General features: G+C 58.0%; 15 protein-coding genes and 1 tRNA gene. 5 read left to right on the top strand and 11 right to left on the bottom strand.

Annotation, left to right across the window (positions count from 1 at the left end; genetic code table 11):
* Position 1: 1 nt before the first annotated feature.
* Positions 2 to 685 (top strand): GyrI-like domain-containing protein, encoded by a 684-nt coding sequence (locus WDN46_08815; protein MEJ0093525.1) that lies wholly within the window; start codon positions 2 to 4, stop codon positions 683 to 685.
* Positions 686 to 775: 90 nt separating this feature from the next.
* On the opposite strand, the gene WDN46_08810 is transcribed toward WDN46_08815, so the two are convergent.
* Both WDN46_08810 and WDN46_08805 read right to left on the bottom strand, forming a co-directional pair.
* Entirely contained in the window at positions 776 to 958 is a 183-nt protein-coding gene (locus WDN46_08810) for a hypothetical protein (GenBank protein ID MEJ0093524.1), read from the bottom strand.
* 98 nt (positions 959 to 1,056) lie between these two features.
* Positions 1,057 to 3,798: an ATP-binding protein gene (locus WDN46_08805; GenBank protein MEJ0093523.1), complete on the bottom strand. Its 2,742-nt coding sequence runs from the start codon at positions 3,796 to 3,798 to the stop codon at positions 1,057 to 1,059.
* A gap of 247 nt (positions 3,799 to 4,045) precedes the next feature.
* On the opposite strand from WDN46_08805, the gene WDN46_08800 reads away from it, so the two are divergent.
* Positions 4,046 to 4,122, top strand: a tRNA-His gene (locus WDN46_08800).
* 586 nt (positions 4,123 to 4,708) lie between these two features.
* On the opposite strand, the gene WDN46_08795 is transcribed toward WDN46_08800, so the two are convergent.
* The gene (locus WDN46_08795) at positions 4,709 to 4,945 is read right to left on the bottom strand and encodes a hypothetical protein (protein MEJ0093522.1); all 237 of its coding nucleotides are present in this window, start codon (positions 4,943 to 4,945) and stop codon (positions 4,709 to 4,711) included.
* A 1,242-nt stretch (positions 4,946 to 6,187) separates the two neighbouring features.
* Here WDN46_08795 and WDN46_08790 point away from each other — a divergent pair.
* A complete protein-coding gene (locus WDN46_08790) occupies positions 6,188 to 6,592 on the top strand; it encodes a PRC-barrel domain-containing protein (GenBank protein ID MEJ0093521.1) in 405 nt (134 codons plus the stop codon).
* Positions 6,593 to 7,865: 1,273 nt separating this feature from the next.
* Here WDN46_08790 and WDN46_08785 read toward each other — a convergent pair.
* The gene (locus WDN46_08785) at positions 7,866 to 8,306 is read right to left on the bottom strand and encodes a hypothetical protein (GenBank protein ID MEJ0093520.1); all 441 of its coding nucleotides are present in this window, start codon (positions 8,304 to 8,306) and stop codon (positions 7,866 to 7,868) included.
* A 2-nt stretch (positions 8,307 to 8,308) separates the two neighbouring features.
* Positions 8,309 to 8,626, bottom strand: coding sequence for a hypothetical protein (locus tag WDN46_08780; GenBank protein ID MEJ0093519.1), 318 nt, complete (start codon positions 8,624 to 8,626; stop codon positions 8,309 to 8,311).
* Between the two features lie 269 nt (positions 8,627 to 8,895).
* Here WDN46_08780 and WDN46_08775 point away from each other — a divergent pair, with 269 nt between their 5' ends.
* Both WDN46_08775 and WDN46_08770 read left to right on the top strand, forming a co-directional pair.
* Complete coding sequence (locus tag WDN46_08775; GenBank protein ID MEJ0093518.1) at positions 8,896 to 9,204, top strand: hypothetical protein; 309 nt, start codon at positions 8,896 to 8,898, stop codon at positions 9,202 to 9,204.
* A 68-nt stretch (positions 9,205 to 9,272) separates the two neighbouring features.
* A complete protein-coding gene (locus WDN46_08770; GenBank protein MEJ0093517.1) occupies positions 9,273 to 9,662 on the top strand; it encodes a hypothetical protein in 390 nt (129 codons plus the stop codon).
* A gap of 154 nt (positions 9,663 to 9,816) precedes the next feature.
* Here the strand turns inward: WDN46_08770 and WDN46_08765 are convergent, their stop codons facing one another.
* The 6 genes from WDN46_08765 to WDN46_08740 all read right to left on the bottom strand — a co-directional run bounded on the left by WDN46_08765 (position 9,817) and on the right by WDN46_08740 (position 14,892).
* The gene (locus WDN46_08765; protein MEJ0093516.1) at positions 9,817 to 11,409 is read right to left on the bottom strand and encodes an IS66 family transposase; all 1,593 of its coding nucleotides are present in this window, start codon (positions 11,407 to 11,409) and stop codon (positions 9,817 to 9,819) included.
* 74 nt (positions 11,410 to 11,483) lie between these two features.
* Complete coding sequence (tnpB, locus tag WDN46_08760) at positions 11,484 to 11,828, bottom strand: IS66 family insertion sequence element accessory protein TnpB (GenBank protein ID MEJ0093515.1); 345 nt, start codon at positions 11,826 to 11,828, stop codon at positions 11,484 to 11,486.
* Positions 11,825 to 12,178, bottom strand: a complete 354-nt coding sequence (locus WDN46_08755) for a transposase (protein ID MEJ0093514.1) — start codon at positions 12,176 to 12,178, stop codon at positions 11,825 to 11,827. Before WDN46_08755 ends, tnpB begins: the two co-directional genes overlap by 4 nt.
* An 85-nt stretch (positions 12,179 to 12,263) precedes the next feature.
* Complete coding sequence (locus WDN46_08750; protein ID MEJ0093513.1) at positions 12,264 to 12,944, bottom strand: hypothetical protein; 681 nt, start codon at positions 12,942 to 12,944, stop codon at positions 12,264 to 12,266.
* Entirely contained in the window at positions 12,941 to 13,567 is a 627-nt protein-coding gene (locus WDN46_08745; GenBank protein MEJ0093512.1) for a 7-cyano-7-deazaguanine synthase, read from the bottom strand. The genes WDN46_08750 and WDN46_08745 overlap by 4 nt, the downstream gene beginning before the upstream one ends.
* Positions 13,564 to 14,892, bottom strand: coding sequence for a nucleoside 2-deoxyribosyltransferase (locus WDN46_08740; GenBank protein MEJ0093511.1), 1,329 nt, complete (start codon positions 14,890 to 14,892; stop codon positions 13,564 to 13,566). Before WDN46_08740 ends, WDN46_08745 begins: the two co-directional genes overlap by 4 nt.
* Positions 14,893 to 15,634 lie beyond the last annotated feature (742 nt).

The raw sequence follows: 15,634 nt of genomic DNA, 5'->3' as shown, positions 1-15,634 counted from the left end.
TATGAGAATCGGCAAAATCAAAAGATTGACTAACTGGGCGCTAGCTTTTGGCCTGCTTTTGGTGGCGGCGAGCATCGCTATGCCAGCTTTTGCGCAAGCGCCCTCGGCCGCAACGCCAGTCGAGGAGGCCGCTCCGGCCTCTCCCAATGATAATTCCGCCCCTGGATCTTCGATTCCAGAGTCCGACCAGCAGAAAGCGGCGCCTGGCGTGCCAAGCGACGCCACCGTGGAAACCGTGGACGTGCCGGCCCGCCCGGTCGCCCTATTGACCGGCGATGCGGAATGGGCGGACGGATTCAAGTCCATCGTCGGCTCCATCGAGAAGGTACAAGCCGCGATCAAGACCGCCGGGCTGAAGCAGGCAGGACATCCCTTCGTGGTGTTTCTATCAACCGACGAAACCAGCTTTCACTTCGAAGCGATGGTCCCCATCGGCGACAAACCCGAGGGCAAGGGCGACCTGCCCGATGGCGTCAAACTCGGCGCATCGCCGGCAGGCAAGGCGATCAAATTTCTGCATCGCGGAGCCTATGACGATATCGATTCGACCTACGATCTCATCACCGCCTATCTCGATGAAAAAGGTCTCGAAGCGCAAAACCTGTTCATCGAGGAATATCTCACGGATACGAAAGAGAGCGACGACGCCAGCCTCGAGGCGGATATTTATGTTTTCCTGAAGTGAGCTAGAAGAATCGGAGAGACCTGACAGCATCCAAATCTGTCTCGGCGCGGGGGGGACCCCTCTCCCGCGTCCGGTCTGGTCGAAGCGAGACTATTTGGCCTTTCGGCCCTTGTGGTCCGGCGCGCCCGCCGTCGCTCTTGGCTGCGTCACCGATGGCGGATCGCTCGCGGGAAAGGAATCCTCAAGCTCCTGCTCAAGCTCGGCATCTTGGCTTTTTTTGCCCTGTTCCTGCTTTGCCTTGTCGCTCGCCTTCGACTTCGCTTTCTCAGTCATGCTGATCCCTTCCTCTGATGCGCCGCAGGGACAGTAACGGTCCCTGCCGCCAACCGTTCCTTTACCTCGCCGAGAAAACCGAAACCAGCGTTCGGCGGTTATTCCGTCAAAATCGGAGCCGGTGGAAAAGCCACCTCGACCAAGGTGCCTTCGTATTTCTTGCTCTTGATCGAGAAGAAAGCGCGGTTGGCCTCGACCAAAGCCTTCGTCAGCGGCAAACCCAACCCGGTGCCCCCTACCGCGCGCGAGGTCGCAACCTGCCGAAACGGTTCGAGCGCGACTTCAATATCGGCCGCTGACATGCCGACGCCCGTATCGCGAATGCGCAGCACAGCGTGGCCGCCATCGGTCAGCGCCGTCGCTACAATCACCTGACCGCCCGGCTGATTGAACTTCACCGCATTGGAGAGGAGGTTCAGGACGATCTGACGCAATGAGCGTTCGTCGGCGGAAATATGCGGCAGCCGGTTCGCGAGGGAGAGCCGCATGATGACACGCGCGCGGCTCGCCTGAGGCTGCATGATCGAGACGCACTCGGTCACGATGCGATTGGCGTCGACCGATTTGAACTCCAGCTCCATCTTGCCGGCCTCGATTTTAGAGAGGTCGAGAAGATCGTTGACGAGACTCATGACGAGCGCGCCGGAGCTATGAATGTCCTTGAGATAATCCTTATAGCGTTCATTGCCGATAGGCCCGAAACGCTCGTCCATGATGACCTCGGCAAAGCCCAGAATCGCATTCAGCGGCGTGCGGATTTCATGGCTGATCTTGGCCAGAAAATCCGATTTCAAAGCATTCGCGCGTTCGGCCTGTCGCCGCGCGTCGTCGAGTTCGCGCTCGACCTTTTTCCAATGCGTCATGTCGCGCAAAAGCGCGCAGTAACGCAGATCCTGGTCTGTTTCAGAGCCCAATCCGAAATGAACGCCGGAGCTGACCCGGCCGAGGGTCATGAAGATGGGAATTGCGCCGCCTTGCCGGGCAAGGCCGGTGATCTCGCGCCCATCATTCAGCAGACTGGCGACCCCATGCGATTTAAGCCCCTCGAGATAAGCTTCCATCCGCTCGCGGCTCTCAGGCGCGATCAGCATGGTGAAAGGCTCTCCGGCGACTTCGGCTTTATCATAGCCAAATAGCGCCTCTCCGGAGCGGTTCAGGGTCACGATGCGGCCTTGCGAATCCAGAACCGCGACGCCGTCCGTCGCCGTGTCCAAGATCGCGTTGAGTTCGCGCGCCTCATTTTGATAATGGCGCAGCTCCGCTTCGAGACCCGCTCGGTTGCTTTCCGCGCGAGGCTGTAGAGAGACGAGGGTAAGCTTCTGGGAAAGCCCGTCGAGGCTTTCCGCACGCATGCGCAAGGAGACGGTTTGTCCGACGCTATCCCGCGCGTCGACGCTCCCGCCTTCGCGCGAAAGACGCGGCAGGCGATGGATGATGGGCTCCAAGGCCCCGACGGCGCGGGCGCTGAGAAGATCGACGCAGCCGAGAAGATCAAGCAGAAAGCGGTTGGCGAAGATGGGCGCCTCATCGCGGCAAACGAGTACGCCAATCGGGAGCGCATCCAAGATCGCCTCGGCATCCGCCAGGATCTCTCCCGGCCGCGCGGCTGGCGCCCCATCCATCGCCGTCCACGGCCATTCCGCCTCAAGCTTTCGGGCGAGATCGGCGACGCTGGCTTGATTGACGAATGGCGGGACGTTGCCGACGCCTGCATCCGCCCCAAGACCTGCATCTGCCAGAAGACCTGTATCCGCCCCAAGAGTCGTCGCGATGGCGCGGAAGGCCTTCTGCTCGTCCGGGGTCAATGCGCCGGCGGTTAAAGCCGCATCATCGCCGTGCGGAAACTCCCCGGCCTTCGGAGTTGGCGCAAGCGGCCGCAAAGGTATGACATTGGCATTCGACGCGAATCGCGGCGGTCGGGCCTCAAGGCTCGTCGCGCCCGATAGGGTGGCGGCGACGCGCTCGGCGGGGATCCGCTGCGCGGCGGAGCGCAGACGCTCCAGATGGATCAACCCAAAGCCACGGTAACCCAAAAAGCGCCGCTCGCCGTCAAAACTCGGCGAAGCGGCAAGGATGATCGGAACGGCGGCGGTGGCGCCGGAGATCGGCCAGTCGATTTCAACTCCGCTCCAGCTCTTCTTTTGCTGTAGCGATTGAGCGAGCCGCGCGCCCTGCCCAGCCTCGAGACGCTCCGCCGCTTCGGCTAGGTCCCGACCCGTAAGATCGGCCGCCGCCTCGCCGACGATCTCCGCCAGCAATGCGCCGACATTGATGATTCGATGCTCGGCGTCCGTCCGCCAAAGAAATCGCAGCGCGCCCGCGTCTTTGAACGGCGCAAGCATGACGCGGACATCCTCAACCCCGCGGGGTCCGCGCTGCAAACGGGCGCCGCTTTTCTCAGCAGAACCGCGCGGGGGTGGCTCCGAGTCGACGAGAGCGCTTGGAATGTCGAGCGCGGCCGCCAGGAAAAGCGGCCGGCCGTGCGCATCCGCCACCCGCCGGCAAAGAAAAGTTACGCTTCGCGCCGATGACCCAAAGCGGAACCGCAGCCTTTCGAGGCGCGCCGGTCCCTCGAGCGGCAGAGTCGCGGCGAGTTCCCTGAGCCGGCTCAGACCCGGCGCATCGGCCTTCGCGATTTGCTCGGAGAGATCCGCGAGCGTAACGGCGCCAAAGAGACGCATGACCGCGCCGCTCGCGAAAACAGCCCGCTCCGCTTCCGCCGCACGGCCGCCTTCCAACGCAAGGACCGGCGTGTTGGCGGCGAGCCTTGGCGACAGGCTGCGCAACGCATCCGCGACGTCTTGTCCGGTCAAGCCGGACTCAATGCAAATGTCGGTCATGCCGCCCCAACGGCTTCCTTCTGATAACCTTAAGCAAATCCTAACGGCGCTATCGCGGCGGGTCCATCGACAGAAGCGATTTCAGTTAAAATTGATAATCTATCCTTAACTTTTCAATCACACGCGGCAATGATTGCCTTTGGGCCAAAAGAATGGTTTGAAATAGGACCGATCAGGCCTAAAGACGCGTCGCGCTAGGCCTTGCAATCGGATTTCGTTCCTTTTAGGGTCCGGCGCTTGTTGATGCGCCGCCATAGCTCAGTTGGTTAGAGCGCTAGATTGTGGATCTAGAGGTCCCCCGTTCGAGCCGGGGTGGCGGTACCAAACAAATCAAAGGCTTAACGCGCCATTTCGACCCGTCATTAGGATCGATGGGCTTTCGGGGCAACGTTTGGGGCAACAGCGCCAATATTTCGTTGTCAATCACGAATCCGTGAACGGTCTTCTACCGAGGCCCCGCCGACACAGCCGTCGAGGGGCAGGTGTAAAACATCCCGGAAATTTTGACGGTAGAGCAAGTGCAGCCGCGACACTCGTGACGATTGACAATTGTGGTAACGTCATCTTCGCCGCAGTAAAGGGCTTACTGCGGGCTAGAGCCGCCGTGGGGGCGACGGCTGTAACTGAGGCTATGCCTGCGCTGGTGGGGACCTTCGCGCGGTCATAGTTGGCAGATAGGAATTTCCGATCGGGCTACCTGACGGGCACGATTCCGACTTCTTCTGACTTGGGACCAGGCTTTCGAGCCTGGTTCTTATTACGCCCTTGGCGGAGCCTTTAGCCGATCCACCAAACACTCCAGTGCACCATGGCACAAAGAAGGCTTCCAGTTTGTCGGGCCGCCCACGCATGCCCGCGCTCCTAGGCCGAACGACGCCATCGAGGTGCGAGAGGCGGAAAGTAACAATCGCTACTTTGGAGCCATTTTGTCTGACGGCTTAGCCCCGCTCTGGGAACCGCTTTTTCCCTCGACGCCGGGCGTTTCTACGGCTGGCGGCGTGCCCGTCATGCCTGGATCGGTGTCCGCGCCTTTTTGCATCGCGGGGTCCGGGGATCCGCCACTTGTTTTCCCCATAGAATCAGCAAGGGCCACACCACCCATAAACAGGGTTGCTGCAGCCGCAAATGTCACGATTTTCCTATTCAAGCTAACCTCCCAAGTTTTGGTTGATTAACCGGATAACTTGTCTTCCAGAGTTTCGTTCCTTCAACTTGAAGTTGAACTAAACGATGACATGGTCGTTAGTTCCTCAGCATTGGAGGTTATTATGTTTAAGGTCCAGCTTTATGGGCGCGGCTTAAGGATGCGCGAAGTCGCCAGATCTTTCCTGACCCTTAAAGACGCACTCGACCAGGCTGAATCTTCAGTGTCGGCGAGAAGTGATCTTTTCGGCAAAGTGACGAACTACAGTATTAGCACTGACTGCGGAACGGTACTGCTGGAGGCGGAAGTTTGTGGCGGCCAAAGACGTTTTGTTCACAGGAACCTGAAGGCCTAGTGTTGGTACTGCGACTAGATAACGTTTGCGAGATTGCGTCTTCAACTCGCGTCTTCAAATGGAGGAGCAAATGGATACGACCACGCTTCTTATCATCGTGTTAATCGTTTTGCTCGTTGGTGGCGGTGGATGGTATGGCCGCGGACGGTGGTACTGAACGCCCTTGATTGAAACTCGTCTCATCCGTCGGAATGGCTCCTGCTACCGCAAAGAAGCCCGCCTTAGCGCTGGGCCTTTTTTGCTGCTGGATCGGTCGTTGCCGGCACGGTCAGCGCCTTGTCTCCGAGGAGCGGGCCAAAAAAAAAAGCGATCCATTCGGGCGTGCTCATAATTGAGCGTATCGCAGATCAAATCATCGAACAGTTCCCGGCGGTTGGCGGTTAGGGCAAGCGACCTGGGAGGAAAACATGAATTTGATCGCGACGCTATCTGCAGCCATGCTTACGTTCTCACCGATCGCACTGGCGCAAGGCTATGACACAAATCGGACTGGGCAAACCATGGGTCAAAGTGGGCAGAAGGGCGATTCCAACCCGTCTACTGGCTCCAAAGAGCCCGGAGGCGCCGGAAACGCCGCGGGTCAAGACGGGCTGCCTTCGCCAAACAGACTCGGCCACGGTAGCTCATCGGGTGATCCGAAAGGCCACGACCAATAGGCCGATCGTGAGTAATCGACTGCGCGACGTCCAACTCCGCCATCCGCCGGCTCCTGCCGCTAGAACGGGGCAGCTACAGATGCGCGATCGCACTGGCCGGTATACCCAATTTTTCATGGTTTCTCTTTGTCGCTCATTATTTTGCCCCCCTCAATTGAACCGAAAGGCCCTGCCGCTGTTCATTGGGAAACTGCGACCGCTGGCTCTCGAACTTCCGCGGACCGCGAGCTTCAAATGAAAGGAAACGACATGAGACGCGCGATCACACTTCTGGCGAGTGCGGCCTTCACCGCAACCGCATTTAGCACTGCGGCCATTTCCCAGGGCGCGCCACAAACGGTGACTCTGATGCGAGTTGACCCTGCATCCCTGGCGACCGGATATAGGACTTCTAAGGTTGTTGGCAGCACCGTCGTGAACGAGGCCGACCAAAACGTAGGAACGATCGACGATTTAATCGTCACCCCCAGCGAGAAGGTCCCCTTCGCGGTGCTATCGGTTGGCGGCTTTCTAGGAATCGGCACTAAGTACGTGGTCGTGCCGTTCAGCTCATTGCAAGTGCAAGGCAAGAAGATGGTCCTGCCCGGCGCTACCAAAGACTCGCTAAAGAGCCTTCCCGATTTTAAATATAATACCTGATTGTTTCAGTGATCGATCTTGGCCGGGTTTATCCGCGCTTATCTGGGCCAAAACGCGGGGACTTGAGGCTCGCCACCTCGGCCGCGTTTCTCAGCGCTCGGTTCTCAACGTGACCGGCGTCGTCCCTCTCGCATCGCATTTTGTTTCGCTGAACATTACCGCCAGCTGCACGCCCTTTCGATATAATGCGCTGCCATCTTCAAGATGGCTCGGTTCTTGCGTCTGTCTGTATGCGCCTCGGCAGGGAATCGCCGTTGCGGCTTTTCGGCTTTTTCCTCGTTTCCCCAACTAATAGCTCGGCTTAGCGCTGGGCTTTTTTCTGCGCGGGCTAACCCTTGACCCGCACGGGCCGAACCCATCGCGAAGTGGCGCGTTACGACGAGCATCCTTTTGGCCGAGGGCTCCAGGTCCCCCGGCCAAAAACGCGGGAGGCTTCAGCCCGCGCGGGAACCGGCCGTTTCGCCACCCCCTCGATCCATATTCGACGAATCCAATTGGACCGAGGCCCAACGATCGTGATCCGGTAGCTTTGTTGTCCCGGCTGCCCCCGCCGCGTCTTCGCTGGCCGGCGGGGGTTCCCACTCAAAGGGCTCGGTCTCAACATGCTCAGCGAGAAAGGCGCATTCCTGCGTAGGCGCTCAGATCCGGAAGCCGCAGAAACAGTCCCCGCTTCTTACGGCATTTATTTCTTTGAATGCTCGTGAGCGGTGGTTGTGTGCTTGTGAGCAGCGGTGCTGTGTTCGTGAGCCGACACAGCGTGCTCTTTGGCCTCGGTGTCCCGGCCGTGCTCGTGGTGATGCGCCGCCTGCCGGTGGTGATGTGCGGCCGTTTCGTGGTGTGCTGCGGCCTGATGGTGGTGGTCTATAGATGGATGTTTTGTAGTGGCCATGGTCCAGTTCCCTTGATTTCGGGAGGTTTCCCGGTTGATTGGACGCGCACTTGGAATAGTCTCGGTGCGCGACGCCGGAAGCAGACCACAGCTTTCGACCTCCGTGAAGAGTTCCGGCGGTCGATAATGCCCTTACCTATCGAGAGTTCATTAAAATCGCGCTGTATTGATAGATTATAGCTATTGATTGGCAGTAGTTGAATAGTCAAGCTGTTCCAGTATTTGGAGTTTGTTGGCGATTCTAAGGTCAAGCTTTCCGCCTAAATTGGTTATCTCCAGCACGCGATCTTTCGAGGTCATCGGTTATCCGAGCCGCCAGACCCAATAAGCTCATAGCGACCCAAATCCGAATACGCGCCCATAACGTGCGGTGAAGCGGCTGGGTCATGCCGCAGCCCTCTTCACGAACTTCCGTCTGAGCTCTCTTTCGCGCGTTTGGCCCATACGTAGGATGTCAGCCTTGATAGCGTCGAGCGCCTGCAATGCAAACAATTCGGCCCACGAGGCTTCACCGTGCTTGGTGATGCAATAGGTGGCGACCTCAAACTTACGAAATATCATCCATTCATAAGGCACCGGCGCGGTTAGGATGAGCTGTATCAATTCGTCCTCGCGCTCGAAGAGTTTGTCATCTTCGGCCTCGTCAGCCCCCTCGGCGGTCGTGCGCTGTAGCAACCACTCGTTGAAATCCGCCTCGAACTGAAGGCGAGTGGCATAGTCCGCTTCCCAGAGCCTACGCTCGTCCTCGGTCTCGTGGAGATGGGCGTTGGTCGGACGGTCTCGTCTAAATTCCCTGGCCTTGGCCATTGCTTCTTCATGCGTCATGGTCAGAGCCCCTCCCGTTTGGCTTCGGGCACGAAGGCGTGGAACCACGTCTTAACGGTCGTGATCTGGTCGAGCGCCATCGTAAAGAGCTCTTCCATCGCCTCCCGCTCGCCGCCGAAAGTGGTTTCGAGGCTTCGTGCAGCGAGCCCCCCGATGAGCATCAACGATTGGGTGCGGTCGATGGCAAGCTCGGCGTCGATGTAATCCGGCCATTGACGCCCGGGGGCCGCGGATTCGGACATCGATGGCTTTTGGTCTTTCGATTGGTGATTGAGATTTGGCAAGCCGGTATCGGCTGCCGGAACTGTGCTGTTCGGCATTGTGGTTGCTCCCTTGATGGTATTGCTGTACACCATGTACATACATGGACCAGACATCTCATGTCAATACATGATGCAAGGGAATCGATGCCGCTTATAAACGACAAGCAATTCCAGATGCGAGCTTCGCAGGAGTTTCTGACAACGTTGGACGAATGGCGTCGGTCGCAGCCGGACTTACCTGGGCGAGCGGAAGCCATCCGGCGGCTGGTCCACTACGCGCTCGAGAAGATGGCTAAAGAGCCCAAGCCGAAACCGACGGGGAAGTGATGACTGATTACGCTAAAACAACAAGGCCAGACGAGTTCAATGTTGGGGACGAAAGAACCGACAAAGAACTTAGGGAGATAGCCCGCGCTATCTACGGCGATGATGTTGGAATCCCGCCGAACGCCGCTGTCTGTCGGGGGCCCGCCGGAACCTGGGTCGAGGCATTCGCTTTTATCCCCGTCCTACCGAAAAAACCCGAGCCGGATAAATGGTCGCGCGTCGTGTACAAAAAGAAACTATTCACAGGCCCGGATGGGAAGTTGCACACGACGGTGGTCAAGAAGAAGCTCACAAATAAAATACCTTGACCCTGACGGCGTGGATTCCTCTCCGACAATGGCGGAGGAACTGGCGTGAGGCTGAGGAAGGGCGAATAATGGCACGACCTCCGATTGGAAAGCGCGCGATGACTCCGGCGGAGCGCCAGAGACGCCGACGCAAGTTGCTTGTTTCAAAACAATCAGCAGCAGTCGCAAAAGCGCTGCGGGCCAAAGCGAGACAGAAGGCGGCGGAGAAATATATACCCGCGCCGCCTGGAATCACTTATTGGGAGAAGGTCGAAGTGACGCTCCCGTCAGGGGAACACAAGGTAATATACACCCCGACGACGAAGCCACTCGCCGCCTGCGAAACGATGCTGGATGACGACGACGTCATCGCGCTTGTTCGCCGCCTCGGCTCTGTAGCGACCGAGCGCGGGATAATTGACGCGGCGTTGTCCGCGCTTCGGGCCGGAAGCGGAACCGCCGGGATAATGATTTCGTGACTCGCGCTGTCACGAAATAGCTCCTTTTTGCAGGCGGCCGGGGCGAATAGCTTCGGACACCTGTTCTTCGTGATCGGCACGGGGAACGCGCGAGAACTGGTGAAACTTTAGATGAGAGATAACTGACCATTGGTAAGCGCTTAGCCGAGGCCGTTCAGGCGGCGTATTTCCAGGGCATGAGGGCATCGATTTCGGCATTGGGCCAGCCGTTTGCGACGCGCTCGAGTGTCTGGGTGAGCCAGGCCTGAGGATCGATGTCGTTCATTTTTGCAGTTTGCAGCAATGTGGCTATGGATGCCCAAGTACGGCCTCCACCATCGCTGCCGGCGAAGAGTGAGTTTTTTCGTGTGATTGTTTGCGGCCGGATTGCACGCTCTACGATGTTGGAGTCGATCTCGATGCGGCCATCATTCAGGAAGCGTTCGAGCGTCGCCCGGCGTGAGATGGCGTAACGTATCGCCTCGGCGAGCTTAGACTTGCCGGAGATACGTGGGAGCGCATCTTGCCAAAGCCTGAACAGATCAGCGACGATCGCCACCGCAGTTTCTTGCCGGGCCGCAGCGCGCACTTCTGGCTCTTTGCCCCGGACGTTTTCCTCGACCTCCCATAGATGGGTCATGCGTTCAATCGTAGCCGTGGCAAGCTCGGAGCTGCCATTGACGTGCAGTTCGTAAAATCGTCTCCGGACATGGCTCCAACATCCCGCGAGCGTGACGGCGTCATTGCCGCGGTCTGGCCTCGCGAGGCGATTGTAGGCCGTATATCCGTCGACCTGCAGAATGCCCCTATAACCACCGAGATGACGGGCGACACAATCGCCAGACCGGCTATCTTCGAAGCGATAGGCAACCATCGGCGGGCCGCTGCCGCCAAAGGGGCGATCGTCTCTCGCATAGGCCCAGAGATAGGCTGTCTTTGTGCTGCCGGAACCGGGCGCCAAGGTCGGCAAGGTCGTTTCGTCGGCGAAGATTCTTTCCGCCTGTTTGATCCGGGTGAGGACGTGTTCAGAGAGGATCTCAAGTTCAAACCCGAGCCGGCCCATCCATTGGGCCATCAGGGCGCGATTGAGTTCCACCTTGTCGCGCGTGTAGATGGCCTCTTGCCGGTAAAGCGGCAGGCCATCGGCATATTTGGAAACGGCAATAAGCGCCAGGAGAGCTTCCGTCGGAACGCCGCCCTCGATGATATGGGCCGGCGCTGGAGCCTGGATGACACCATCCTCATTCTTGAATGCGTATTTAGGCCGGCGCGTGACGATGACGCGGAACTTGGCCGGCGTGACATCGAGCCGCTCGGAGACATCTTCGCCGATCAGGATCTTCTGTTTGCCTTCATTCTCGGGAAGAGTGTCCGGTTCGATGACGATTTCGAGCCGCTCGAGATGGGCGGCAAAACCTTTGCGGGGACGTGCGGCTCGTTTGGCCTTATCGGGACTGGGCCGCTTGTCGAGTTCGGCCTGGATGGCTCCGATCCCCGTTTCAATCTCGTCGAAGACGAAGGCACTCTGTTCGTCATCAAGAGCTTTCGAGCCAAGCTTCTCGGAGCGGCGCCCGAACCTTGCCCGTTCCAATGCCTTGAGGATGGAGGTCAGTCGCGCGATGCGTTCGTCGGCGCTCGCATTCAAGGCTTTGAGATCGGCAACTTCGGCTTCAAGAGCTTCCGCGCGAGCCGCTTTTTCAGTCATGGCCAACACCATGGCCTTGAGCGCATCAACGTCGTCGGGGAGCTTGGAGCCAGGCACTACCATGGGGCTCATAAGAGCACATTTTGCCCGCGATTGCCGCCCTATTGAAACGCCCGATTCACTCTGTCGCAGGCGTTTTATCCAGCAAACTCCGGCCGTTTCACTGCCACCGCGTGAACGCGTTTCCAGTCCATCCCATCGACCAGCGCCATTAACTGAGCCTGGTTGAGTTGAATCCGGCTATGCCCGATCTTCGGCCAGCAAAACTGCGCTTTCTCAAGACGTTTCGCATAAAGACAAACGCCGGATCCATCCCAAAATACAATTTTGATTCTGTCGGCCCTTTTTGCACGGAAGACGTAAAGCGCGCCATCGAATGGATCGCTGCCGCTGTCACGGACCAGGGACAGCAAACCGTCTACGCCCTTGCGAAAATCGATCGGGTGACTTGCCAGAAACACTTTGACGCCCGATGGGATCATGCCGAACGAACCGCGCGGATCACGCGCCGCAAATGTGTTTCGTCGGCCGTCGCATCCGCGCGGATGACAACGCCGCCGACAACAATTTCGATAACGCAAGGCGTGGGCTGCGTGACTTCAAGAGATGCATCCGCCGGTGGCGCTGGCAGGCTGGCCGATCCCTTACGTAAGGCCATGCGCCGCCAATCAAAAAGCTGCGCGGGACTGATGCCGATGCCTCGGGCGATCGCCGAGACATTCGCTCCAGGCACCAGAGATGCAGCTACGGCCTGTTCTTTGATCTCGTCCGACCATCGCCGCCGCAGCTGCGACGGTGCTCCCTCAAGACGATCAGGAAGCACCTCGATCATATGGAAGCTTCTATCCCTAGACCTATGCGCAGACATAGAAGTTCAAACCAGCATTTATTGCAGCTCCCGCATAAATACCTGCTCGTCAGACGCTCCGCCATATGGGTCCAGCTTGGCGCTTACGACCATTGCTCGCTCTACGAGCCGAAATAGTCCGCCAGATCCAGGCGTCGAAGTCCCGGCGTGCCACGCCGAGCAGATCCGCCGCCCAAGAAACAATCGATTTGAGGTGTTCGTAGTCGCTGACTGACACCCCCGCCTCGCTCGCAAACGTCTTGACGTGTCGATCGACTGCGATGCAGTCGACACCAACTAGACAACACAGATAGTCGTAAGTCTTCGGACCGATGCCATGCAATTCAAGCAAACCCTCTCGTATGCCGCTAACGCCAAGCCCGCGTTTGAGATCAGTGGTTGTTTCAATGCCTTGTTCAGCCAGGAATTGTGCTAGAATCACGAACCGTAGTAACTTGGTGGGGTGGTTCCAAAGCAGAAAATCGCCGACCTCTTCACGGTCGATGAGCGCGGTAACGCCAGATAGCGTTGCTGTGTCAGGAAATCGTGATTTAATTCGTTCGACGCGCACTCGCACCACTGTCCGGTAGCTCATGCCAGCTTGTAGAACAGAGTCAGCAAGCACCGCACCGAGGTGATCCGAAACGGCCCGCGAGGCAACTGGCCAACGGTGAACGCCGAGCCGATCAGCGTGATCAGCAATTTGGCGTGCGAATGCAAGTTGCTCTAGGATGCCGGGCGAGGAGGTCAAGCGACTACTCTGTTGGCTTCGATTGCATTTAATCTTTCGACGCAATTTGGGCATGCTCCGCAAGGAACGTCGCTGAGTAATTGACATGAATAGGTAGCACCAATCGCAACGCCCAACCTCACCGCCTCCGCCACCACCTGTGTCTTCGACCAAAAGCGAAAGGGCATGTGAAAGCGGACTGGGCCGACGCTCTCCGCTAGCGCATCAAGTCCATTCAGAAATCGCGCCGAACAGTCCAATTCCTTAGCGTGATTGCTATTGATGAAACCACTGTAGACGTCGGTTAGTCCCCGAGTTTGCGCACATGCCGCTCCCATCGAAAAGAAAAGGAGTGTGCGGTATGGTATGTATAGATCATCATCAGCGACTGGCTCGCGCCACAGATCAGCTTCGACGATAAGCCGAGATCTCGACCCACGAAAGATGGCGGAGACGTCGATCCGTTCCGCTGGGAGCACGTCCTTCCTCGGGAGCACCCGTCTAAGCGTCTGCCATTCCTTCTCGACGCAGTGTTGGCCATAGTCGAAAAAGATTGGAAGGATCTCAATCTCACGTTCACGCAGCCAGTACCCTAGCGTTGTGGAATCGAGACCACCTGAGCAAAGCAGTAGCGCGGGCGTCATTGAACCGAGGCTCGCGATAGAATTTCGAACACGGCATTAAGCGAGGCATCTAGATCAGCCGAATAGTGCGCCGCACCAGCGATCACCATTGTATTCGCGTTTTCGCGTGCCGGGTCGTAGACTACGACTGGGATGTCGGCCTCGATCGAAATGCCGATTTCCACAAGCGTCCCTGGATCTCGCCCCGTCGGAACGGCAAACACCAACGAGCATCGCTTCAGCATCTCATAGTCCGCCTGATAAGTCTGCTGGAGGGCGAATGGGGCCGATTCGGGCGGCAACTCGCCATTTTCGAGAACGGGGCGCCGGACGGGGAAATTATGATAGCTTAGAGAAGCGATTGCTTTGTCTAATGCGCGCCGATCGGCGGTGCTGAAATCCGGTGCGGCGAGGTAAATCTGATATTGGCGCCGCTTCTCCCATGGTAAAAATACGCCCCAAAGCTGTCTCATGTCATCAAGACTCAACTTTAGGTCGCGCTGAACATATGTCTTGAAAAGATCGGGATAGGTTGTCTGCGAGTATGCGGCCGCAGCGTAAGTCGCTCGCCAAGCTGCTCCAACGTACCCGCGGTCGACATGCACGACATACGCGGCCGCGAACACGTCGCCGACGCCCACCGAATTAATCGTCGTTCCGAGCTGAGCGGGCAATGCTTCTATTGCCGTGCTGCCGGCGACAACCATTCTCGCGCCACCGCGATTCTCTTTAAGGATGAGCGTCGCAGCAGGGCACGAAGCGAACGCCGCAATTACACCGCTAAAGCCCTCGCCAGCGACCGATTTGAACAACGGTGATGACGTTGAGATTAGGATGGTCTGAATACGCTGGGGAAGCTCCGCAAGGATCTTGGGATCATCAAGGTCGTAAGCAACGTCTATATGCAGTAGCGCATCCGAGGGTAGCGTTGCGCAAACTTTCGCGAGATCATAACTCCCTGGGAAGATTAAGATATCTTTACATGACGCGCGGTCGAAATCGACGGAAAATAACTCAATCGTCTTCTCTTCACGCAGCAGCGTGTCATATCCTTGGTCCGCGACTTCGGTCGCATCAAGAATCACTGTAACGTTCGGCGCGCCGTGGACGCGCCCCACCACATAGAAATCGACGCAACCGAGGGCGACGAAATAGTTGCGCGCTAAGACTTCTAAATAACCTGGCAAAATGACCGCGGCACTGAATGGCGCATTGAGCGCCCAAAAGCCGCGCGCGGCATGCGTAATGCCACCAAGTCTTAGCTTGTTCTCAGCTCCATGTTCGGACACCGTAAAATCGACGAAGATTTCGCCAACCAAAAGTGGGGCCGATTGCTGTGTGCTCATGGAGGAGACGTCGCGGCGAAATCAGCCGATATGAAAATTACCGGCGGACCATTAGAGACACCTTGGACTGCCCCGACGTACTTCCACCCGGCGCTCAGGCATGAGGCAAGGTAATTGTGCGACGTCGGGAGATTACCGACGCTTTCCCCGTTCGCGGCCTGAGCAACAAGCCGTTTGCGTTGAACTACTTCCAATCGCGTACCCACCGACGGGGCCGACCCGCGTGCCAGATAGTGGTCAGACTGCTCGACGTCCTCTAAGCGCACGCTAAATGCGCGGGCACAGCGATCCTCGGGAGGACCGCCGTTGCTACCGGCCCCACCGCCAGGTTGGTCCTGTGATGACGAACCTGGATAATCGCTAATTCTTCCGGACCCGCTGCTTCCCATGGCCTCTCCCCCTAGACTAAAGGCTGCACCGACGAAGTCACAGCATCATTATTTTCCCAGAAACTTATCGTCCGAGACCTTAGTCCCCTGTAAAATTTCTGGGTTGCCCGACGATCCTTAGATCTTGAGTGTCGTTCCGGCCACCAACTCCGCTCGCATCACTGTGCCGCCGGGCTCATGTTGCGGACGAGATCGCTGTCCATGATTAACCGCAAGCTACGTTCATGCCCGGCGGTCCACACATGGCGTAGCCGCCATGATGAGACGCCCGCGTCGGGTGCAGAGCATAAGCCATCCGGACCTTCGTCAGCACAAGTCCTGTAACCGCGACCCTCAGATCAGTTGAGCATAAC

The sequence above is a fragment of the Methylocella sp. genome, assembly GCA_037200525.1.
Taxonomy (GTDB): domain Bacteria; phylum Pseudomonadota; class Alphaproteobacteria; order Rhizobiales; family Beijerinckiaceae; genus Methylocapsa.
The sequence above is the reverse complement of the archived record's forward strand: the minus strand, read 5'-3'. Positions and strand labels throughout refer to the sequence as shown.